This is a genomic window from Exiguobacterium sp. Leaf187, assembly GCF_001423925.1.
Taxonomy (GTDB): domain Bacteria; phylum Bacillota; class Bacilli; order Exiguobacteriales; family Exiguobacteriaceae; genus Exiguobacterium_A; species Exiguobacterium_A indicum.
Window position 1 is genome coordinate 915,178 of record NZ_LMPR01000009.1, and the last position, 23,072, is coordinate 938,249.

20 protein-coding genes are annotated in these 23,072 nt (G+C 46.4%); 1 reads left to right on the forward strand and 19 read right to left on the reverse strand.

Annotated features, from left to right (window positions below; all coding sequences use genetic code 11):
* Positions 1 to 16: 16 nt before the first annotated feature.
* The 8 genes from ASF99_RS09120 to ASF99_RS09155 all read right to left on the reverse strand — a co-directional run bounded on the left by ASF99_RS09120 (position 17) and on the right by ASF99_RS09155 (position 7,907).
* On the reverse strand, positions 17 to 1,006 hold the full coding sequence (locus ASF99_RS09120; protein ID WP_023468653.1) for a YpdA family putative bacillithiol disulfide reductase: 990 nt from the start codon (positions 1,004 to 1,006) through the stop codon (positions 17 to 19).
* A 121-nt stretch (positions 1,007 to 1,127) separates the two neighbouring features.
* Positions 1,128 to 2,393, reverse strand: a complete 1,266-nt coding sequence (locus ASF99_RS09125) for a Glu/Leu/Phe/Val family dehydrogenase (protein ID WP_023468654.1) — start codon at positions 2,391 to 2,393, stop codon at positions 1,128 to 1,130.
* A 134-nt stretch (positions 2,394 to 2,527) separates the two neighbouring features.
* On the reverse strand, positions 2,528 to 3,472 hold the full coding sequence (locus tag ASF99_RS09130; protein WP_023468655.1) for a D-alanine--D-alanine ligase: 945 nt from the start codon (positions 3,470 to 3,472) through the stop codon (positions 2,528 to 2,530).
* 139 nt (positions 3,473 to 3,611) lie between these two features.
* Positions 3,612 to 4,202, reverse strand: coding sequence for an adaptor protein MecA (locus ASF99_RS09135; protein WP_023468656.1), 591 nt, complete (start codon positions 4,200 to 4,202; stop codon positions 3,612 to 3,614).
* 58 nt (positions 4,203 to 4,260) lie between these two features.
* Positions 4,261 to 5,145: a MerR family transcriptional regulator gene (locus tag ASF99_RS09140; RefSeq protein ID WP_023468657.1), complete on the reverse strand. Its 885-nt coding sequence runs from the start codon at positions 5,143 to 5,145 to the stop codon at positions 4,261 to 4,263.
* 71 nt (positions 5,146 to 5,216) lie between these two features.
* On the reverse strand, positions 5,217 to 5,411 hold the full coding sequence (locus tag ASF99_RS09145) for a hypothetical protein (protein WP_023468658.1): 195 nt from the start codon (positions 5,409 to 5,411) through the stop codon (positions 5,217 to 5,219).
* 43 nt (positions 5,412 to 5,454) lie between these two features.
* Positions 5,455 to 6,885, reverse strand: a complete 1,431-nt coding sequence (locus tag ASF99_RS09150; protein ID WP_075642530.1) for a RecQ family ATP-dependent DNA helicase — start codon at positions 6,883 to 6,885, stop codon at positions 5,455 to 5,457.
* Positions 6,885 to 7,907 (reverse strand): helix-turn-helix domain-containing protein, encoded by a 1,023-nt coding sequence (locus ASF99_RS09155; protein ID WP_055968619.1) that lies wholly within the window; start codon positions 7,905 to 7,907, stop codon positions 6,885 to 6,887. The genes ASF99_RS09150 and ASF99_RS09155 overlap by 1 nt, the downstream gene beginning before the upstream one ends.
* Positions 7,908 to 8,137: 230 nt before the next feature.
* Here ASF99_RS09155 and ASF99_RS09160 point away from each other — a divergent pair, with 230 nt between their 5' ends.
* Positions 8,138 to 8,386: a ferredoxin gene (locus tag ASF99_RS09160; RefSeq protein ID WP_023468661.1), complete on the forward strand. Its 249-nt coding sequence runs from the start codon at positions 8,138 to 8,140 to the stop codon at positions 8,384 to 8,386.
* Between the two features lie 130 nt (positions 8,387 to 8,516).
* Here the strand turns inward: ASF99_RS09160 and ASF99_RS09165 are convergent, their stop codons facing one another.
* The 11 genes from ASF99_RS09165 to ASF99_RS09215 form a co-directional block, all read right to left on the reverse strand.
* Positions 8,517 to 9,476 carry an ABC transporter permease gene (locus ASF99_RS09165; RefSeq protein WP_035396804.1) on the reverse strand — a complete coding sequence of 320 codons (960 nt, stop codon included), beginning with the start codon at positions 9,474 to 9,476 and terminating at the stop codon, positions 8,517 to 8,519.
* Positions 9,476 to 10,546 (reverse strand): ABC transporter permease, encoded by a 1,071-nt coding sequence (locus tag ASF99_RS09170; RefSeq protein WP_029342028.1) that lies wholly within the window; start codon positions 10,544 to 10,546, stop codon positions 9,476 to 9,478. Before ASF99_RS09170 ends, ASF99_RS09165 begins: the two co-directional genes overlap by 1 nt.
* On the reverse strand, positions 10,543 to 12,072 hold the full coding sequence (locus ASF99_RS09175; RefSeq protein ID WP_029342029.1) for an ABC transporter ATP-binding protein: 1,530 nt from the start codon (positions 12,070 to 12,072) through the stop codon (positions 10,543 to 10,545). The genes ASF99_RS09170 and ASF99_RS09175 overlap by 4 nt, the downstream gene beginning before the upstream one ends.
* A gap of 66 nt (positions 12,073 to 12,138) precedes the next feature.
* Positions 12,139 to 13,212 carry a BMP family lipoprotein gene (locus ASF99_RS09180; protein ID WP_055968621.1) on the reverse strand — a complete coding sequence of 358 codons (1,074 nt, stop codon included), beginning with the start codon at positions 13,210 to 13,212 and terminating at the stop codon, positions 12,139 to 12,141.
* A 129-nt stretch (positions 13,213 to 13,341) separates the two neighbouring features.
* On the reverse strand, positions 13,342 to 14,061 hold the full coding sequence (locus ASF99_RS09185; RefSeq protein ID WP_023468666.1) for a GntR family transcriptional regulator: 720 nt from the start codon (positions 14,059 to 14,061) through the stop codon (positions 13,342 to 13,344).
* Between the two features lie 222 nt (positions 14,062 to 14,283).
* Positions 14,284 to 15,297, reverse strand: coding sequence for a BMP family lipoprotein (locus tag ASF99_RS09190; RefSeq protein WP_055968623.1), 1,014 nt, complete (start codon positions 15,295 to 15,297; stop codon positions 14,284 to 14,286).
* 333 nt (positions 15,298 to 15,630) lie between these two features.
* Positions 15,631 to 17,778, reverse strand: coding sequence for a DNA translocase FtsK (locus tag ASF99_RS09195; protein WP_055968625.1), 2,148 nt, complete (start codon positions 17,776 to 17,778; stop codon positions 15,631 to 15,633).
* Between the two features lie 68 nt (positions 17,779 to 17,846).
* A complete protein-coding gene (locus tag ASF99_RS09200) occupies positions 17,847 to 19,511 on the reverse strand; it encodes a ribonuclease J (RefSeq protein WP_023468670.1) in 1,665 nt (554 codons plus the stop codon).
* 153 nt (positions 19,512 to 19,664) lie between these two features.
* Entirely contained in the window at positions 19,665 to 20,327 is a 663-nt protein-coding gene (locus ASF99_RS09205) for a M15 family metallopeptidase (RefSeq protein ID WP_023468671.1), read from the reverse strand.
* Positions 20,327 to 21,586 carry a lipid II:glycine glycyltransferase FemX gene (locus ASF99_RS09210; RefSeq protein ID WP_029342035.1) on the reverse strand — a complete coding sequence of 420 codons (1,260 nt, stop codon included), beginning with the start codon at positions 21,584 to 21,586 and terminating at the stop codon, positions 20,327 to 20,329. Before ASF99_RS09210 ends, ASF99_RS09205 begins: the two co-directional genes overlap by 1 nt.
* Positions 21,583 to 23,046, reverse strand: coding sequence for a UDP-N-acetylmuramoyl-L-alanyl-D-glutamate--2,6-diaminopimelate ligase (locus ASF99_RS09215; RefSeq protein ID WP_023468673.1), 1,464 nt, complete (start codon positions 23,044 to 23,046; stop codon positions 21,583 to 21,585). Before ASF99_RS09215 ends, ASF99_RS09210 begins: the two co-directional genes overlap by 4 nt.
* Positions 23,047 to 23,072: the final 26 nt, after the last annotated feature.

Consider the following 23,072-nt stretch of genomic DNA (forward strand, 5'->3'; position numbering starts at 1 on the left):
AATCAAGAGGTTTTGTTTAGGCTTGTATCGATACACCACGTAACCGTTCAACGAGATGATTGGCAATGCTTGCACCGTGAAAACGTCCATTTTCAATGAATATTTTATTGGCGTCAAATCCTGCTGCCACGACACCTGCGATATAGATGCCCGGGACATTCGACTCCATCGTCTCTTCGTCATGACTTGGAATACCTGTTTTACGATCAATCGTAATGCCTGTGTCAGCGAACAATCCGACATCGGGTGTGTAACCTGTCATCGCAAACACAAAATCAGCACGGACGGTCTGTTTATCTCCATCTATTTGATAAACCACCTCTTGCTCCGTAATTTCTTCGATTGACGCTCCAAAAATCATCTTGACCTTTTCCGAACGAACGAGAGATTCGAAGTTCGGCAACACCCATGGTTTGATGGATGGACTATACTCCGGTCCACGGTAAAGGACTGTCACACGTGCTCCCGCTTTTTCAAGTTCAATCGCTGCATCGACGCTCGAGTTTTTTCCACCGATAACGACGACATCTTGATCAAAATACGGATGTCCTTCCGTAAAGTAGTGCGAGACATGAGGTAATTCCTCTCCAGGAACATCCATTCGGTTCGGTAAACCATAATAACCTGTCGCAAGCACGACGGAGCGAGCTTCTCGGCTTCTTTTTTCCCCGGAACGCTCCGAATGGATAATAAAATGATCCGCTTGACGTTCAATCCGCTCAACCGTCTCAAACGGACGAATCGTCAACTGTTTTCGTTTGACGACTTCTCGATAATAGACGAGCGCGTCGAGACGTCGCGGTTTTAATTCTTTATTGATAAACGGTATACCACCAATTTCTAACTTCTCACTACTTGAAAAGAACGTTTGATGCGTCGGATAACGATAGATCGCTTCGACGATATTTCCCTTTTCGAGCACTTCGACGTCTAGTCCCCGATCTTGCATTTCGATCGCTGCCGATAACCCACACGGTCCTGCACCGATTACGATACAATCTAACATTCGAATATCTCCTCTTCCGGTTGCTTTTTTTATATCTTAGCAAATCTCTACCATAGACGAAAGAAATTGCAATGCAAAACGCCCGCTCTTCGTAAAGAAGAAGCGGACGTTCATCTTAATATTAGACCCAGCCACGGAAACGAGATGCTTCCGCCATCTTCCGGACACCTACCATATAAGCGGCAAGTCGCATGTCGACATTTCGCGTCTGCGCTGTCTGATAGACTTGGTTGAACGAGTTCACGAGTACTTTTTCAAGTTTCTCGTGTACTTCCTCTTCCGTCCAGTAATATCCTTGGTTGTTCTGTACCCATTCGAAGTAAGAAACCGTTACGCCACCACTCGAAGCAAGAACATCCGGAACGATCAAAATGTCACGTTCAGCGAGAATTTTCGTCGCTTCGTTCGTCGTCGGACCGTTAGCCGCTTCAACGACGATCGCTGCTTTGATATCGTGCGCATTGTCTTCTGTGATTTGATTCTCGATTGCTGCCGGAACAAGAATATCACATTCAAGTTCAAGCAATTCTTTATTCGAGATCGTATTTTTGAACAATGTCGTCACGGTACCGAACGAGTCACGACGGTCGAGTAGGTATGGAATATCGAGACCGTTTGGATCATGGAGTGCCCCGTACGCATCGCTGATCGCGATGACTTTTGCACCTAAATCATACATGAATTTCGATAAGAAACTTCCGGCGTTGCCGAATCCTTGAACGACGACACGTGCGCCTTCGAGCGAGATACCCTTTTTAGCAGCCGCTTCCCGAATCATGATTGCGACACCTTTCGCCGTCGCTGTCTCACGACCGTGTGAGCCACCGAGGACGAGCGGTTTCCCTGTAATGAAACCAGGTGAGTTGAATTCATCGATTCGACTATATTCGTCCATCATCCATGCCATGATTTGCGAGTTCGTGAAGACGTCAGGTGCTGGAATATCCTTCGTCGGTCCAACGATTTGACTGATAGCACGGACATACCCACGGCTGAGACGTTCGATTTCACGGAAGCTCATCTCACGTGGATCACAGATGATTCCGCCTTTCCCGCCGCCGTATGGTAAGTCAACGATACCTGCCTTCAGACTCATCCAGACGGATAATGCTTTGACTTCGACTTCCGTCACGTTCGGGTGGAAACGAATTCCACCTTTCGTTGGTCCAACGGCATCGTTATGTTGCGCACGATATCCTGTGAAGATTTTCGTCGAACCATCATCCATCCGTACCGGAATCCGGACTGTCAACATCCGGAGTGGTTCTTTAAGTAATTCGTACATCTCGTCTGGATAACCAAGTTTCCCTAGTGCCTCCTTGACGATTTCTTGTGTCGCTTCCAGTACGTTCTTGCGATGATTCGCATGTTGTTGGTCAGTGATCATTCCAACGTTCCTCCCCATAAGTGGCATCCCCTATGCCGTTTCCTTGTTCGGATAAAGTATACTCTTTTCTCGAACGTAATGAAAGGGGTTACGCCTATATTTGTAAGCGCTTTCTCACTTCTTTTCCTAGGATATCATTGATTTGGTTGTTTTGTTTGACGATGTCGTTCGATCGCAAGTTCCATGAAATATTCGACCAATTCCGGATATTCAATTCCCACTGCTCGTGCACCGTCCGGGAATAGACTAGTCGAAGTCATACCAGGAAGTGTATTCGTCTCCAAGATGACTGGATTTCCGGATTCCGGCACAAGGAAATCAGATCGCGAGTATCCTGCACAGCCAAGGACTTGATGCGCTTTAACAGCCCATTCTTGAAGTTTTTCTGTCGTTGCTTCATCCAGTTCAGCAGGACAAATATGCTCCGAACCACCGATGGCATATTTGGATTCATAGTCATAAAAGGCGTTCTTCGGAATGATCTCGATGACAGGTAGTGCTTTTTCTGCCCCTTTATGACCGACGACCGGGACTGTCACTTCACGCCCTTTAATGAATTGTTCAACAAGCACTGCATCGTCCGCTTCGAACGCCTTCGCGATTCCTTCACGTAACATCTTCTCGTCTTGAGCAATCGTCAATCCGTTTGATGAGCCTTCTTGTGCTGGTTTGACGACACAAGGAAATTGACCATCCCACTCTGCGATTTTCGCTTCGATATCAGCTCCACGCTCTAACAGCACATCACGGGCGATCGTAATGCCTGCTTTATCAAAGTGAACTTTCGAACGTGCCTTATCCATCGCAAGCGCTGACGCTAACACACCTGAACCTGTATATGGAATGTCTGCCAGTTCAAGCAATGCTTGTACGCGTCCATCTTCACCAATTTTCCCGTGAAGAGCGATGACAGCCACATCTACATCCAGCTGGAAGAGTTCATGCGCTTGATCAGGATGGAAATCAACAGCCGTGACCTCATGCCCTTTACTGTTTAATGCTTCCATGATCGACTTTCCACTGTTTAATGAAACCTCCCGTTCTCCTGAAGTCCCACCGTATAATACTGCCACTTTCATCCTACTTCACTCCTTCTTCTTACGTTCAATGATTATCATACCATCCTTCTGACGATGAAAAAATACAAAATGGTGCCACTTCCAGCAGAAGACAAAAAGGTGCGGCATCCCCCTATAATGGAATGTCGCACCTGATGTTTTACATATTAAACTGTTCGGCTATCGTTGCGACGGCATGTTCCGCCTGAATCGTTTTCCCATACTCCGCCATGACGAGTGGACTTTTCGGGCTCGGCTCACCGTATTCAGACAAAATCGTCGTCACCGTCTGCTCGAGCGCCTCATTCATTCGTTCTTGGAAATAGAGATAGTAGCTTCCCTCGAAGAAGTAGAGGCTACCACCTGTCTCTGTCCGAGGCATATGTCGCAATAATCCATGACTCGCTTGAATGACGTCTTCTAGCGAGTGTAGAGCATATAAGACGTGATGGACGATATCGACTGTCATGCGGATTTCGACTTGATCGAACTCCTCGTTCATCTCTTCTGGCAAATCGCCTTCACGACGTACATCAACGAGCATCCCGTCATTTGGAAAGAATGTAACGAAAAATTCGAGTGTTCCCGCTGCTTGAAAACCAAAATTCGATTCGGCTTCTTCTAATAGATTACGCAATAAAGCTTGTCCCTTCCCGATAGCCAACGTTTCTGGTCGGACGTCGTGAAGCGATAACTCTTGCTTTGTGATGAAGACACGAAGGTGTCCTTGTTTCATTTGTTCAAACCTCATAATAGACTCCTCCAGTCAAAACCGGAAACACAGATGTCTCCGTTCGTTATGAACCATACTATACACCAGTTGTCGGAGTGAGTCGACTTAACCAACTTTTCCAAGATTGATCGTCTGCACCAAGTAAATGTGGACCATATCGTTCCGGGAGCTGATCGACCGCATAACCACCAAGACCAATCTCAAGATCCGGAAAATCAGACATTAGACGTGCTAACGCTTCATCAAGTAACGGTAAATGATCGGATAACGTGCAGGAAAGAATAACGGCTTTCGGTTGCAACTGATGCGTGACAGTCACTAAGTCCTGAACCGGTATACCGGAACCGAGGAAAATGACATCAAATCCAGATTGACGTAAGTAAAGCGTGAAGAAAAGTAGCCCAAGTTCGTGTTCTTCTTCCGGCGCGCAGACACAGACGATTCGCGGTAAAAATGGATTGATCGGCATCTGTAACGACAGTGTCGAGAGGCGAGCTCTTAGAAATGCCGTCGCAAAATGCTCATGCGCAATCGTAATCTCTCCCGACTCCCACTTCACTCCAATCTCATGTAAGAGCGGACCGACGATGTCCTGAATGACTTTATCGAAGCTAAACATCGAGAATGCTTTATTCATAATGTCGTGCGCATGTCGTTCTTCAAAGTTCGTCAATGCCTGGAACAACTGATCTCGCAGTTCGACTCCATAATCGTGCGGTACCTCAGCCCGATTAACAGGCATCTCATACAACTGGATTGCTTTAGAGACAGACAATCCCTCTTTTTGTTTATCGACGATCCAGCGTAATTTCGCGACGTCGTTATCACTATAAATGCGATGTCCGGATTCACTTCGATCCGGATCGAGCACCTGATATCTCCGCTCCCAAGCACGAATGGTCGTCGGGTTGAGTCCCACTAACGCAGCGACTGCTTTGATATTATATTTCCCACGATCCATGCATCGTGCCTCCTTCCCCTTCCTTTCTAGTATACGCTGAAAGGAAAAAAATCTCCGTTCACAATGTGCCCTTACATCATGAAACCGATGGAGACGAAGGCGATGATGATCGTGATCATGAGTACCGTCAGCGTGATTGCTAGCGGATTTTTTCGAAACGGTTGTTTCAATCGCTCGTTACGAACGTGTTCGATACGCGAAGAACGCGGTGGCAATGACTGATCCTCTTCGTTCTGATGCAACCGTCGTTGATCTTGTTTACTCAATGTTTATCACCTTTTCTTGAAAAATATAACGATATTGTCTAGTTTACACCGAATCTAGTGATGAAAAAAAGACTTGTTCTAAACGCATTTTCCAATCTACCGGTTGATGGGTCTTTCTCTTCACCGGATTTTCCCATTCAATCGTTCCGCACACATCACAACACCGTGGTTGTACGATTGCCTGCTCATCAAAATGATGCAACAACATCGTACGGCGACATTCGTTCCGATGAATGTAGTCCATCATCAGGTTGACCTCTTGTCTTTTTAATTGTTTACGTTCCGTTTGCCACTGGATGATGCGTTCCTTCGACCACCCGTTCTCGAGTTGCGATTTGAGTAATCGATATGCCGGATCTTCCGGATTAAGACGAAGACGACTTTCCATCTTGGCATAGGATTCGCCTTGATTCATCCCTTGTTGCAATTGATCGATCCATAAGACGGGTGCATATTGCGTGTCGATCAAGTACGTCTGTAATTGTTCATCTTGAGCAGCGTAGAGTAAAATCGCCGTTGCCTCTTTACCATCACGACCAGCACGTCCGACTTCCTGCATATAGGCTTCAATCGTCGCAGGCATCGTATAGTGAATGACCGTTCGGACGTTACCTTTATCGACACCCATTCCGAACGCACTCGTACACACGAGACAGTCCATCTCATCATGAAGAAACTGTTGTTGAACAAGTTGGCGATCTTCTATCGTCAACCCAGCATGATAATAGGTCGCACCGTCAATGATTCCAGCAATTCGTTCCGCTTCTTTACGGGTCGTCGTATAGATGACGCATGGGCGAACGATGCGTTCCATCCACCGAGCAACTGCCGCATCTTTTTCTTCTCGATCAACGCGATCGACAACATATTGGATTTCTGGTCGGTTGACAGAACGACGGATGATTTGTGGCTCATGCATACGCAGTTGTGTTCGAATATCTTGCTCGACAGCACGAGTTGCTGTTGCCGTTAAGGCGAGACATGGTGGAAGGCCGAGTTCTTGTCGAATGTGACCAAGCCTTGCATACTCCGGTCGAAATTCGTGACCCCATTGGGAGATACAATGCGCCTCATCTACGACGAAGAGCGCAATCTTTACCTGTTTTAGCCGAGCCCGAATCTGCGGCAGCGCGAGTTGCTCCGGTGATAAGTAAAGATATCGTAGATGTTCGAGTACAGATAAAATCTGTTCTTTCTCTTCTCGCGTCTCGACAGATGTTAATTTAGCGACAGATCGCTCTCCTCGGCGCTTGATTTGCATGACCTGGTCTTCAATCAACGAGAGTAACGGAGACAAAATCAACGTCAGCCCTTCATTTTGTACATAAGAAGGAAATTGATAACAGACAGACTTTCCTCCACCTGTCGGCAAAATTGCTAGTGTATCTGTTCCGTTTAGGATGGCATCGATGATTTGGCGTTGCCCTGGTCGAAATGCTTCGTAACCAAAATGACGATGCAATAACGCTTCCATTACATTCCCTCCCATTTACTACGTGCTAACACCAATCGAATTTGAAAATAAGATATATCGGATTGCATCTCACTCTTGATTCGCTTTAGCGCGTAGGTTCCGAGTCGCTGTGCAATCTGTCGTACCTCTTCTTGCTGAGATGGCGTGACAAAATGATCCAGCGGAAACGAAGGAGCATACATCGCAATCTCAACGAGATGATCTTCCATCGTACTATTTTTTAATCGTCTTCGGATCGCAACCGCTTCAACGGTTAACCCCTGTTGCAATAACTCCCATGTTTTTTTCGCAGACTGCGTCATTTTTGTCGTGTGTAGATCAGCGCCTATTTGCTTTAAAAGTGGTGTTTTTTCCAAGTCATCGATGCACTTTCGCCAAGCGATCGTAAATTCGTATTGGACAGTCTCCACATCTGTTTTCATCATTTGAGCTAATTGTGGATAAGACCATCCTGCTTGCACGCCAGACAAGCGGTAACTAATTAATGTCGCATCTCGTTCTGATAAGCGCTCAAGGAGAAATATCAACTCTTGCTGCATATCATGTAACCATTCTGCTCGATTTGAGATGATCGGAAGAACACTTTTTACCCATTCACGGACGATGGTTTCCTGTTGCACAGGAATGAACGGCTGTTTTGCTTCTAAACAAATCATCGTTTGAACCAAAAGGCTGAGTCGTTTCCACATCATCTCAGCATAACCACGAAGTTCTCCACCTAGTTGATCAATGATCGCACGATCCATTTGATTTATTAGTCGTGCGCCTTCGTGCGTCAGTCGCAAGGTCTCTTGCCGCTCAATCCAATTCTTCTGCGCGAGTTCAGCCAAGATTGTTTCGAATCGTTGTTTACTGACTAATACAGTACCGAACACCGATTCCAAATCATAAAAATGGGCATCTTGCAGAGAAGTCGCTGATTTCTTTCCTTGAAAAACATGATAAAGACTCCGGTCTGATCGTTCATTTCGAAGGCGCTGAATCGATTCCAGAAAAATACGCTCGAGTAAAGAAACCTCCATATGTCACGCTCCCTTCTAATGTAAATTGTTTATCAATTTGAAGATGATTTCCCATCCTTTTTCTTTTCGTTACGTTTTAGACATACTATTTGCGGGCATGTGATGATATATACATTTTCTGTTGTCACTTACGCTTCGTCATTGAAATGCAACGATGAGTCCGATACAATGACATATAGATGAGAACAGCGTGTTTCAATAATGTTTTCGTATAGAGAGGAGACCGTTCAATGGCTAAATTTACGATTGTCGACAAAGATACTTGCATCGCTTGTGGTGCTTGTGGAGCAGCGGCACCAGATATCTATGATTATGATGATGAGGGTTTGGCGTATGTCATTCTTGATGATAACAATGGTACTGCCGAAATTCCAGAAGCATTATTCGACGATATGATTGATGCATTCGAAGGTTGCCCGACGGATTCAATCAAAGTAGCAGATGAATCGTTCGATGGCGATGCGTTAAAATTCGAATAAGTGAATAAAAAAAGATGTTTCCTCGCGAAGCATCTTTTTTTTATTGGACTTTTTCTCATTCAATCTATCGATTATCTAAAAAAACCGGACATCGCCAATTGGCAACATCCGGTCTATGATTAGTAAAAATTTAGCGTTTTCCTTTGATATACGGTACACCGACAGCTTTTGGTGCATCCGCACGACCAACGACACCAGCAAGTGCTAAGATCGTCAATAAATACGGCGCAATCAACAGATACACTTGTGGAATTTGATCGAGTAACGGCAATTGCTGACCGATGATCGAAATCGCTTGAGCGAACCCGAAGAAGAGGGCTGCCCCCATGGCACCGAGTGGATTCCATTTTCCGAAGATCATCGCCGCAATCGCGAGGAAGCCTTGACCGAGAATCGTCGTCACACTGAAGTTCAATGAAATCGACGTCGCGTAGACAGCACCAGCAAGACCACCGAAACCACCAGAGATCATAACACCGATGAAACGCATCTTCGTGACGTTGATTCCCATCGTGTCCGCTGCCATCGGGTGTTCCCCGACAGAACGTAAACGAAGACCAAATGGTGTCTTGAAGATGATGTACCAGGCGACGAACGCGAGAACGATCGCGATATACGATGTGTAGTAGACGTTCGCGAAGAACATCTTCACGACTGGAATATCAGACAAGAATGGTACATTTTCTTTCGAAATCCGGTTTGGAATCGAATCCGTCTGTCCTTTACTGTAAAGTGCCCGGACAAGAAAGATCGCAAGACCAACCGCAAGCAAGTTGATTGCTACTCCAAGAACCGTTTGGTCTGCTCGGAATAGGATTGCTGGAATCGCAAGGAACAGTGAGAAAACTGCTCCAACGACGATCGCGATGAGCATCGCAAGCCAAGGACTCGCAGCACCCAAGCCCATTTTCGATAAAGTCAATGCTGTGACGACACCTGTGAAGGCACCCATGACCATTAATCCTTCTAACGCGATATTGACGACGCCAGAACGCTCACTGAAAATGCCGCCAAGTGCTGCAATGATTAATGGAGCCGAATAGGCGAGTGCGATTGGCACGATGATATAAAGTACTTCAAGAAAGCCCATTATTGACCGGCTCCTTTCGCTTTTTTAGATTCTTTCTTAACCGTGAACTTCTCGATGACGAGACGAATCGCGTAACCCGAAGCCACGAAGATGATGATGAATGCGATGATGATTTTGATCAGTTCCGGTGGAATACCAATCTGTTGCATCGACAGACCACCGATGTTGAGTCCTGCAAACAGTAACGCCGCGAGAACGACACCGATCGGGTTATTCGCACCTAACAAGGCAACCGCGATTCCGTCGAATCCAACACCTGTGAAGGACGCGTTCAATGTCATGTTTTGGAACGTCCCAAGACCTTCCATCGCTCCAGCGAGACCTGCGAACACACCTGAGATGACGAACGATAAGATGATGTTTCGGTTAACGCCCATCCCTGCATACTCTGCAGCATTTTTATTGAATCCAACTGCTCGGAGTTCATAACCAAGCGTTGTTTTCCACAAAATGAACCAGAAGACGAGGGCAGCGATGACTGCGATGAAAATCCCGTTATGCAATCGTGAAAAATCCGTCATCTCTTGTAAGAACGGTGAAGCAAGGGATGCTGATTCCTTGACTGACTCCGTCCGCTCGTTCGTAATACCGATGACATGACGTAAAATATCATTCGTCACATACAATGCGATATAGTTCATCATGATTGACGTGATGACTTCATGCACATGAAACTTCGCTTTTAAGATACCAGGAATCGATGCCCAAAGTGCACCTGCTAAACCTGCTCCAATTAGAGCAAGCGGTAAATGAATCGCCATCGGTAGATCAAACTCAATCCCGATCCAAACTGCGACCATCCACCCGACGAGAACCTGACCTTCAACCCCGATGTTAAAGAGTCCAGTTCGGAAAGCAAATGCGACAGCAAGACCGGCAAAGATCAACGGAGCTGCTGCTCGCAATGTTTCACCGATGCTGTATGGTTCGCCAAAAATACCATAGAATAACTGATCAAAACCGGCAATCGGATCATACCCGCCGATGACCATGACGATCGCCCCGACGACCATTCCAAGGATGATGGAAAGAATCGGAATGAGGATGCCGTAAAAACGCTCTAACTTCATGAATGACCTACCTCCTCTTTCTTACCGCCGGCCATCAAGAAGCCAAGCTCGATCTCATTCGTTTCTTTTGGATCCAAGAAGGCAACTGTTTTTCCTTCATAAAGAACGGCAATCCGATCTGATACTTGAAGAATTTCTTCGAGTTCGAATGAAATCAACAAGACAGCGCGACCTTTTTCGCGTTCAAGAACCAACTGTTCATGAATGAACTCGATTGCTCCGACATCAAGACCACGTGTCGGCTGTGCTGCAATCAATAGGTCTGGTGAACGATCGACTTCACGCGCAATGATCGCTTTTTGCTGGTTACCACCTGACAAGGCACGAGCAAACGTCTCTGGACTTGGAGTTCGGACGTCGAACTTCTCGATGAGCGTTTTTGCTTTTTCCATGACTTGTTTATAGTTCATGATGCCTGCTTTTGAATACGGTTGTTTGTAATACGTTTGTAAGACCATGTTATGTCCGATTGAATAATCGAGGACAAGTCCATGTTTATGACGGTCTTGCGGAATGTGACCGACACCTGATTCCGTCACTTTACGTGGCTTCAAGTTTTTGATCGATTTATTGTTGAGGAAGATTTCTCCACTATCCGCTTTACGGAGACCAGTGATGGCTTCAATCAATTCCGTTTGCCCGTTTCCGTCGATTCCGGCAATTCCGACGATCTCTCCGGCACGAATGTCGAGATTTAATCCATCGACGGCTTTGATGCCGCGACTGTCCTTGACGACTAGATCCTTGATGTCGAGAACGAGTTCTTGTGGAGTTGCCTTGGAATACTCCGCATTAAAGTTGACTTCACGACCTACCATCATTTCAGCAAGACGCGACTGTGTCATCGTCTCATCGATATCGACCGTTCCGATATACTTACCACGGCGAATCGTCGTACAGCGATCAGCTACTTCCATGATTTCCTTCAGTTTGTGCGTGATGAGGATGATCGACTTTCCTTCTGCGATCAAGCGATTCATGATCTGAATCAATTCTTTGATCTCTTGTGGTGTCAAGACAGCAGATGGTTCATCGAAGATCAAGATGTCTGCACCACGGTACAACGTCTTTAAAATTTCAACACGCTGTTGCATTCCGACTGAGATATCCTCGATTTTTGCATCAGGATCAACAGCAAGACCATACTGTTCAGAAATCTGGCGTACCTTCTCACGTGCAGTTGCACGGTCGATCTTAATTCCGGCACGTGGCTCTGCACCTAAAATGATGTTTTCAGTAACAGTGAAATTTTGAACGAGCATGAAGTGTTGGTGCACCATACCGATTCCAAGATCGTTCGCGACGTTCGGACTCGTAATATTGGCTTTTTCACCACGTACACGAATTTCTCCAGCCTCAGGCTGATACAAACCAAATAAGACGTTCATCAGCGTCGATTTTCCGGCACCGTTTTCACCAAGTAAAGCGTGAATCTCACCTTTCCGAAGCTGGAGCGTGATGTTATCATTTGCGACGAAACTGCCAAACTCTTTTCTGATGTTTAGCATCTCAATGACGTATTCCAAGAAAATCCACTCCCATGTTTAGTTTAAAAGGGGGAGCCGCAATGCTAGCGACCCCCGCTTTCATTATTATTTCAGTGACGCTTCGTATTCTTTGTACTCGTCGTCTGTCGCTGGGACTTTAACGTCGCCATCGATGATTTGTTTTTTGTACTCTTCGACTTTGTCGAGCGCTTCTTTCGAAACGTTGTCTTTTGAAGGTGCGATATCAACACCGCCGTCTTTCAGACCAAACTCAACGACTTTACCTGCAGGGAAGTTGCCGTCTTTCGTATCTTTAGCGACTTGTTCAACTGCTGTATCAACACGTTTAACCATTGACGTCAATGTGACGTTCTCAGGCATACCTTCTTCGACTTGGTCACGGTCTACACCGATAACCCAAACATCTTCACCGTTTTTCTTACGGTTTTTCGCTTCTGTGAATACCCCTTGTCCTGTACCACCAGCTGCATGATAGATGACGTCGACTTTTTTACCGTACATACCTGAAGCGATTGCTTGTCCTTTTTCAGCAGCATTAAAGTCTTCTGCATATTGAACTTCGATGTCAGCATCAGGGTTGACTGCTTTAACACCTGCTTTGAATCCACTTTCGAACTTCTTGATCAAGTCAGAGTTAACGCCGCCGACGAATCCGACTTTATCTGATTTCGTTGTCAAACCAGCAACGACACCAACGAGGAACGATCCTTCATTTTCTTTGAAGACGATTGACGCTACGTTTGGCTTGTCAACGACCATATCGACGAGTGCGAAGTTGCTCTTTTTGAATTGATCCGCTACTTTACCGATATCTTCCCCCATCAAGAACCCGATACCGAGGATCAAGTCATATTTAGCACGAGCTAATTGCTGAAGGTTTGGTTGGTAATCCGATTGTTTTGCAGATTGAAGATATTTGTAACCAGTACCTTCTTTTAAGTCGTTGTCTTTTCCGAACTTTTGGATACCTTCCCAAGCAGATTGGTTGAATGATTTATCATCAACACCGCCTGTATCTGTAACCATACCTACTTTAAAGCCGTCTGATTTGCTGCCGCTACCTGAATCTTTTGAATCGTCGTTGCCACCACATGCTGCAAGGACCGAACTCATTGCTAAACCTGTTGCTGCTAATGCGAGAAGTGACTTCTTTTTCATCTGGAAAATCCCCTTTCGAATATGGTCATACAAAGTTCAAGACTACGTCTAGCACCCGAGGCTGGCGATGAGGAGCGTTACGTAGGTTATGACGGAAAGCGCTTTCAGTATTCATCCTAAAACAATGGCTCACACACGTTTACGGATGACGTGGAAATCAAACTTATCTGCTCGGAAATAGTTCGCTGAAAAAAGAACGGAACGGTCGAGCTCATCATAATGCGTTTGACGCAACGCGAGCAAAGGTTGGTCCGTATGTAATTGTTCAGCGATTTTCGGATCAATACGTGGCTCGATGTGCGTCACGGCATGCGTGACACGTCGTCCAAGTTCTTTTTCTAAAGCATCAAATAATGATGTCGAAGAGGTGAACTGCTCTTCATTTTTAATATAATGGCTTGGAATCTTATCGATACAATAGACGACAGGAACATCCCCTGCGAGTCGGATTCGTTCGATTCGATAAACCAATTCATCCGGACCAAGTTGAAAACGCTCTCGGTCGCGCTCAGTCGGTTGGACCATCTCGGATGATAACACTTCTGATGTCGGAACCATACCTGCTCGCGCAATCATTTCTGTTACGCTGTACAATTCTTCGATTCCAGAAGTAAACGGTGGTCTTGCATTGATAAACGTACCGACACCGTGTTTACGGATGACGATGTTCTCATCTTCAAGAATTCGTAAAGCCTCTCGAAGAGTAGCTCGACTGACGCCAAGTTGCTTTGAAAGTTCAAACTCTGAAGGGAGCTTCTCGCCTTCCTTGTAAACGCCGTCATCGATGTCAGACTTGATCTTTTCAATCACACGTAAATAAAGCAAACGATGATCTAATTTAATCGACATGACGCATCTCCATCCTCTATCTAGTTGTAACCAGTGCTCAGACTTCTGACGTATGAGAACTCCAGCCAAGATAAGTATATGACGCCCAACACAATCCTGCAATCATTTTGTAACAGGTTAGAAGTCTGACTTCTGGCGCTTTTGTAACCCTTTTCATAACGCAATCAATAATGGAAGAAAATAGGGCATTCTACCTAAGAATGCCCCTTCTTTTTTCAACGCTTATTGCTCAGGTACTTCGATTTTTCCAGAAACGACATCTGTTTTTGCTTTCTCAAGCGCAGTCAACGTCTTCTTCGAAATCTTTTCAGATGGTACGATATCAACGCCATCTTCTTTCAGACCATAACGAATCGTTTTGCCGCCCTCGAGTTTACCGTCCTTCGCTGCGTTTGCTGTATCTTCGACTGCACGGTCGACACGTTTGATGACAGAAGTTAATGTAACATCTTCCGGCATACCCTCTTCTTTTTGGTCTCGGTCGACACCGATGACTGAGACGTTTTCACCGTTTTTCTTACGGTTCTTCGCCTCTGTGAAGACACCGTTTCCTGTACCACCTGCTGCTGGGAAGATGATATCTGCGCCTTTACCATACATTCCAGCTGCGATCGCTTGACCTTTTTCTGGAGCTGCGAAGTCTTCCGCATATTGGACATCGATTTTAATCTTCGGATTGACGGACTTAGCACCTGCTTCGAAACCGGCACGGAAACGCTCGATGACGTCCATCTTCATCCCACCAACGAAACCGATATGATTTTTTTTCGTCTCCATTGCAGCAACGATCCCAGCAAGATACGCTCCTTCATTTTCCTTGAATGTGATCGACGTGACGTTTTTTCCTTCAACGACGTTATCGATGATTGCGAATTGTGTGTCTTTGAATTGATCAGCAACTGTTTTGATATCCTCATTGAACGTGTTCCCGATTCCGAAAACTAAATCTTCTCCCCCACGAGCAAGACGTGATAGATTCGGCTGATAATCTTGTTGCGATTTAGATTGTAGATAAGAGAACCCTTCATTCTTTTGAAGTTTGTTGTCTTTACCGTATGCTTGCAGACCTTCCCAAGCGGATTGGTTGAACGATTTATCATCGATCCCACCCTTATCGGCTACCATCGCAACAGAGAATTGATCTTTTTGATCGGCTTTCTCACCTGAACCACCACAAGCAGCAAGACCAACCGTCGCTACTGACATCATCGATACGATTACCTGTTTCTTCTTCATTTCATCCATCTCCTCTGCAATTATGAGAGCGCTTTCATTATCTATTTGTGAAAAATCCGCTCCCAGCCCTCGTGTTGAAGGTCGGTCACTCATATGACTGAGTATGCCAAAAACACTACTGAAAATCAACAGACGTCTGACAACTATTTTCATGAAAGCGATTTTATTTTTGATGCATTTATTATTTTTTCCAGTAATTTCTATTTACACAAAATCATCATGTCTTTTTTTTTATGTGTCTTTTCTTTTTTCGAGATACCGAGTCTTCTCTATACATTTTTTTAGAAAAGAAAAGGAAGCCTTGGAATATTCCACGACTTCCTTTCTACTCGATTAACGTCCCATAACGCGACGTGGTTTAGATCCTTCAGATGGACCAATCAGACCGTTTTCTTCTAACGCATCAATAAGACGGGCAGCTCGGTTGTAACCGATGCGGTACTTTCGTTGAATCATCGACGTTGATGCCGTCTCTTGTGTCAGAATGAACTGAACGACCTCATCGTATAGTGGATCGTCGACCTCTGTTTCGCCCTCTGGTACATCTTTTGGAATCATCGCTTCAACATACTGTGCCTTTTGCTGACTGATGACATGATTGACGACCTTCTCGACTTCTTCGTCCGATAAAAAGGCTCCTTGTACGCGGACCGGTTTGTTCATGCCGTTACCAAGTAACAACATATCTCCTCGTCCGAGCAATTTATCAGCGCCTCCCGTATCAAGAATCGTCCGCGAGTCAGTCGCACTCGATACACTGAATGCGATTCGCGACGGGATATTCGCCTTGATGACACCGGTGATGATGTCAACACTCGGACGCTGCGTCGCAATGACCATATGAATTCCTGCTGCTCGCGCCATTTGTGCAAGTCGCATGATCGCATCTTCGACTTCGTTTGACGCAACCATCATCAAGTCAGCTAACTCATCGACGATGACAACGATGTACGGTAATCGTTGATGCACTTTCTCCTCTGCGTTCATCTTATCAATGAGTGCATTGTAGCCTTCGATGTTGCGCGCTCCGTTTTGACTGAAGATCTCATAACGGCGTTCCATTTCCGAGACGACCTGTTTTAATGCCTGTGCCGCTTTTTTAGGATCGGTGACGACGGGCGCTAAGAGGTGCGGAATGCCGTTGTAGACGTTCAATTCGACCATTTTCGGGTCAATCATCATCAAGCGGACTTCATCCGGTCGTGCCCGCATCAATATCGAGACAATCATCCCATTGATACAGACCGATTTACCGGAACCCGTCGAACCGGCAACTAAGACGTGTGGCATCTTATTCAACTTCGCTGTCACCGTCTCACCAGAAATGCTTCGTCCGAGTGCGACGAGCAAACGATCGCTGTCCGATTGGACGCTCTCCGCTCCTAGTACTTCTCGAAGTGATACCATGGCGACTTCACGGTTCGGCACCTCGATTCCAACAGCCGCTTTACCCGGAATCGGTGCTTCGATCCGGATATCTTTTGCGGCTAACGCTAGCGCTAAGTCATCGGCGAGTCCCGTGATTCGACTCAGCTTGATTCCTTGTTTTGGTTCAATCTCGTACTTCGTGACACTAGGTCCGAGATGAATCTTTAAAACTTTTGCTCCGATCCCGAACGACTTTAAGGTCGCAATCAATTTCGTCGCATTGTCCTTCAGTCGTTTGTTCTCACCGGACAAGTCTTTTGATGTTGGTTCTGCTAACAAATCAAGCGACGGCAATTGATAACCGTCAGGTGTCTCTGTCATCGTCAACGGTCCTTGTGTCTCCGCTGCTTGCGGTTCAACATGATCCGTGAAACCGATGATCGGAACGTCTTGAATGTTGACGGAAGGATCTTCTGCTTCTTGTTCCGTTTCGATCGGTTCCTCGACAGTTGCTGGTCGCAATGTCTTCGTTTTTTTCTCACGAACCGGTTTCGCTTTCAACTCTTTTTCGACACGAGGACGTGGTGTCCGTTCACGATTGCGAAACTCTTCTGCACGTTCTCGGAGCCCAAGCCACAGCTCTCCATAAAACGATGGGTTTAGTATATGAACGGCCGTTCCGATGAAGAACAGACCAATCAAGAAGGCACCCACGCTCGAAATATAATAAGCTGCGTTTTGATAGAGCCATCCATTGAGAATACCACGTGGTGCTCCGAGCAATAGATCAATCCAGACGACTGAACCCATCAGTAACATCGACCATGCCCATTTTTGAGCACGCGACGCATTCGAGAGGAGTAAAAGTAGCACAGCACCGATTCCACCATATAATAAGGAACCGAACTGACCAATTAACCGCTCTCCTCCATCGGCTAGCGTCAGTCCGACTTTCCCGAACTCCCCGAAAGCGAGAACGAAAGCTAATAATGAGACGATTGCGATGATGGTCGCATATGTACGATACGCAATCGGCTGACGTTGTTTCTTCGCTGCCGGTCGTTTCCGTGGCGGCGTTTTTTTTCGTACAGGTTTTCGTTTCGTCGTCGCCATACGTCATCCCTCCTGATAAAAAAACGGCTCAGTGGACCAGGTATTGGTCAATCTGAGCCGCTCGTTTGTTAAATCTCCATGATGATTGGAAGAATCATCGGGCGGCGTTTCGTCTGTTCATAGAGATAAGCACTCAGTTTATCTCGAATCAACGACTTCATCTCCGTCCAATCCAATTCTCCATTTAATTTACCTTGTAGTTGTTTCGCAACGATTCGGTTTGCTTCGTTGATCATATCCTCTGATTCACGCATGTAGACGAATCCGCGAGAGATGATTTCTGGTCCCGATACGATCGTTTTGTTTTTCCGGCTGATCGTAATGACACAAAGGACGACACCGTCTTGCGATAACAAGCGACGATCACGAAGGACGATGTTTCCGACATCACCCACACCGATTCCGTCGATCAAGACGTTTCCAGCGTTCACTTTGCGTGACATCCGTGCTTTGCGCTTCTCGAACTCAACGACATCCCCATTCTCGATGATGAAGATGTTGTTCGCATTGACGCCAACCGTCTGTGCGAGACGACTGTGTGCCTTTTGCATCCGGAATTCTCCGTGAATCGGTAGGAAGAATTTCGGTTTGATCAAGTTGAGCATCAACTTCAGATCTTCCGCATGACCGTGACCGGACACGTGTACTTTCCGTTGGTTGTAAATGACATTCGCACCAGCACGGAACAAAAGATCGATCGTTTTCGAAACCGACTTTTCGTTACCCGGAATCGGCGAAGCCGCAACGACGACCGTATCGTTCAAGCGAATATTGACTTGCTTATGTGCGTTACGCGCCATTCGTGTCAAGGCTGCCATCGGCTCACCTTGCGATCCTGTCGTCAAGATGACGACTTGGTTGTCGTCGAGGCGGTTGATGTCAGATAGATCAATCAATGTTTTCTGTTTGAAGCGTAAGTAATTCAAACGCTGTGCCACTTCGACGTTATTGACCATGCTACGACCAACGACCGCTACTTTTCGATTGTTCGCTTCTGCTGCCGCAAACACTTGTTGTAGACGATGAATGTTCGAAGCAAATGAAGCGACGATGACACGACCTGGTGCCTCATAGATGACGTCGTTCAGTTCAGAACCGACGATCGATTCTGATCCAGACATCCCTGGTCGCTCTGCATTCGTTGAGTCAGACAGTAAGCAAAGCACTCCCCGTTGACCAATTGCTGCAATCTTCCCGAAATCCGCCTGTTTTCCATCAACTGGTGTGTAATCGAACTTGAAATCCCCTGTATGGACGATCGCACCTTGAGATGTTTGAATACATACCCCGACTGCATCCGGAATCGAGTGGTTGACCCGGAAGAACGTAATAAAATGACCTGCAACGGTTAATTTCGTCTTGGCATCAATTGGACGAAGATCTGCCTTTTTCAATAAACCGGCTTCTTTTAATTTGTGTTCAATCAAACCGAGCGTCAAACGCGTTCCGTAAACCGGTACTTTTAAGTCACGCAAGACGTAACTGAGTGCCCCGATATGATCCTCGTGACCATGGGTAATGAAAATCCCTTGAATCCGCTCTTTGTTTTCTTTTAAATAACTGATGTCTGGAATGACTTTATCGATTCCAAGCATCTCGTCTCCTGGGAACATTAATCCGGCATCGATGACGAAGATGTCCTCGTCGAGTTCGACGACGTACATGTTCTTCCCGATCTCACCGGCGCCACCAAGAGCAAAGACGCTTACTTTTTCCGTCTTCTTCTTTGACACAACATGACCTCCTATAATTCATATTCACTTTTCGTGAGCCGTCCACTTATCACTATCACTATTCTAGCCGAATTTTCACAATCTGCCAACAATCGGACTAGGAAATCTAAAAAAAACGTCATTCCTGCCACATTACTCCAGGAATGACGTTGATCACGTATTCAACAAATCTTCGACTTCTTCCGTTCGTTTCGCTTTTTCCGAACGGCTTGGACGTTCACCAGCCTTCAGTTCGTCGAGCGAATACCCGAACGTCATCTCAAAATGAGGATAGTCGACGAATCGTTTCCAATCGCCTCCCCATTCAAAACCGAGCGCTTTTCCGATATCCGCGACTTCACGCCAATCACTTTTCCCTGACCGATTCCCATCATACTCAAGATCATATGAAATCTCTCCATTCACGAGCTGAACGAAATCGACAGCGAGTCCATAATTGTGCATCGATTCACCACCACGTGCATTCGTGACGACTTCCCCTGCCTTAGAACGTCCTTGTTCATAAAGCGCGTTCTGTTGCTGAATCGAGCGGTATCCTTGCGTAATCTTGATATCGATATTGTAGCACGAATGCGCAACACGGATCAGATCCTTTGCCCCTGCTTCGACAGCTGGGTGGAGACGCTTCAGGTTCGTCTCGCTTGCATTAATTAAGCGATCTTCCCCCGCTACATCTCGTGGACAACTATCAATCCCGAGCTCCGGTTGATCCATTAAAATCGTCGGCATCCGATTCATGGATGCCGCAAGAAACAATCCAATCGCAAACATCGTCAATAAAAATACGATCCAACCGAAGATTGTTCCCCGTTTCATCAGCGGCGAAGCTTCTTCCGAAGTTTTTGTAAAATCGGTAACCCAGTCTCAAGCAACAGATAGAGCGGACGATTGAGTACATAATCGAACTCACCGATTTTTTCAATCATCCGGCTACCCCAACCAGATTTAAAGGCATAGAGTCCCGCGTAATGATCATCCGGGTCTGTCGAACCACTGACTCCACCGAAGTCATAGGAGAGCGCACCATGTTCTTTCGCATATTGCATCATCGTCCACTGCATCAAGTGGTTCGGCATGAATTCCCGGTACTCGTTCGATGAAGCGCCGTATAAGTAATACGAGCGACGACCAGCAAGCGTCAAAAGACCACCAGACAGGATGACACCGTTTGGATGTTTGGCAGCAATCGTCATCAGTTCCGTCTTCGACTTCTCGGCTTTTTCGATTTGTGCTGTCGTCTGCTCCAAGCGATTGTTTAAGCTCTTTAACTTTTTCTCAGCCGTCTCTTTCTCAAGCTGACGATGAATCTTCGAGAGTTCCTTATCGGCTTGAAGTAATAAGGCTTCTGTATTCTCAAGCGCACGTACGACATCGAGTTTCGTCAAAAACAAGACCGCATCACCTTTTGGATGGAGATGATCGTACAGATTCTCGAAATAATCCAGACCGCGGATCGAGAAACCATCCCGTTCGCCCGTCTCGACCATCAGTTTCGCAAATGTCTTTAGCCCTTCACGATCCGCTTGTTCGCATACGATACCTTTGCGTTCAGCAAGGCGGACGTTGTAGCGGAACTTCGAATGGAAACCGTCGAAGATCTCTTTTTCTGTCCCTACAAGACTCGTCTCCATCGTAAAGCGTGGCTGCGCGTAGTCAAAACCGCCACCGAAGCCATTATGTTTAAAGCCAAGTCCTTGCATCTCCTGCAACAGACCAGGATATTCTTCCCGCTCGACGTTTGGATCAAATTTAATCGCAATTGCCTTCTGTTGTTTTGCGACACGAATCGCTTCGTCACGAAGGGCGCGAAGTGCGTCCGTATCCGTATAATCGACGACGAAACCGCGCGGTGCATAACAAAGCGTGAACGGTAGCTTCGGTACTTTCTTGAACAAAAGAAGACCAACTCCGGCAATCTCACCGGAAGCCGTTCCGACCGCGATCCGTTCATGTGTCCATCCTGTCGCGCTTTTGACTTCTCCCCATGCTGGAAGCTGGAGTAAGTCGCCTTTGGGATGTGTTTTTACGAATGTTTCAAATTGATCTATGGTTACAACGATTGGTTGATAAGTCACTTCTGTTCCTCCATTTGCCGTATCATCTCTTTGACGATGATTTCCTCATCGAGCGGGAATTTCTCATCCCCAATGATTTGATATTTTTCATGGCCCTTACCGGCTAAGATGACGATATTATCTGGTCGTGCGAGTCGTGCTGCGTAACGCACAGCCTCTTCCCGATCACCGATTTCAACGAACTGATCGTGGGTCATCCCTTTGGCGATGCCGGATGTAATCGACTCATATGCTTCATATCGTGGATCATCCGTTGTGATGACAACGGTTCCTGCGTACGTCGAAGCGAGTTCGCCCATCTTTGGTCGTTTCGTCACATCGCGATTTCCACCTGTCCCAATCAGGAAGACGATCTTTTCCTTCGGTACGTCAACGAGTGCTTTCAGACACTGTTCGATGCCGTCAGGCGTATGCGCATAGTCGACATACACGTTATATCCTTCAATCGGCAAGCGTTGCATCCGACCTTTTGCCGGACGGATTGCTGAAATCGCGCCTGCAATCGTCGCTAGCTCATATCCGCAAGATAAGAGGATCCCTGTCGCAAGCAACAGATTGTAGACGTTGAAGCGACCGATGAAATTCGCCGTGACATCGACTTGTTCTTCCTTGTACAGCATCGTGAACGTCGTTTGTTGAAGCGACTGTTCAATCGCTGTTGCTCGAAGATCAGCTGCGTTGTCGATGCCGTATGTCATGACACGAGCACCTGTCATCATCTCATACAGCTCACTCGTCGGATCATCCGCATTCAAGACCGCGACTTTCTCTGTCGACAGCCGTTGACCGAGTTGTGCAAACAACAATCCTTTGGCACGCGCATAGTTTTCAAACGTTTTGTGGAAATCAAGGTGATCATGCGTCAGATTCGTGAATCCCGCAACGTCGTAATCGACACCCGTTACCCGACCAAGCTCTAATCCATGTGAAGAGACTTCCATGATGACATCTTGGACATCTTCTTCGTGCATCTGATACAGAAAGGCTTGTAACTCGGAGCTTTGTGGTGTCGTATTGCGACTTGGCACGACGCGGTCACCAATCTTGACTTCAACCGTACCGATGATGCCCGTCTTCCGACCAAGGTGCGCTAATATATCACGGACGATCGTCGTCGTCGTCGTTTTCCCATTCGTTCCCGTAATACCAATCATCCGCATCTTTTCAGAAGGATAATCATAGAATTTGCCAGCCAACTCGGCAATGGCACGTGATGTACTACGAACAAGAATGACAGGAATCGACACGTCGACCGGTTGTTCCGCAACGATCGCGACCGCTCCTTGTGCTTCCGCCTGTTTAGCATAGTCGTGTCCATCAACAGTATATCCTTTGATGGCGACGAACAATGTTCCCGGTTTAACATCCCGTGAATCGGTCGTAATGGACGTAACGTCCACTTCTACCATTCGTTCGATTTTTTGCGTCTGTATGACTTGAATCAATTCAGCTAAATTCAACGGTATTCCTTCTTTCTCGACATCGT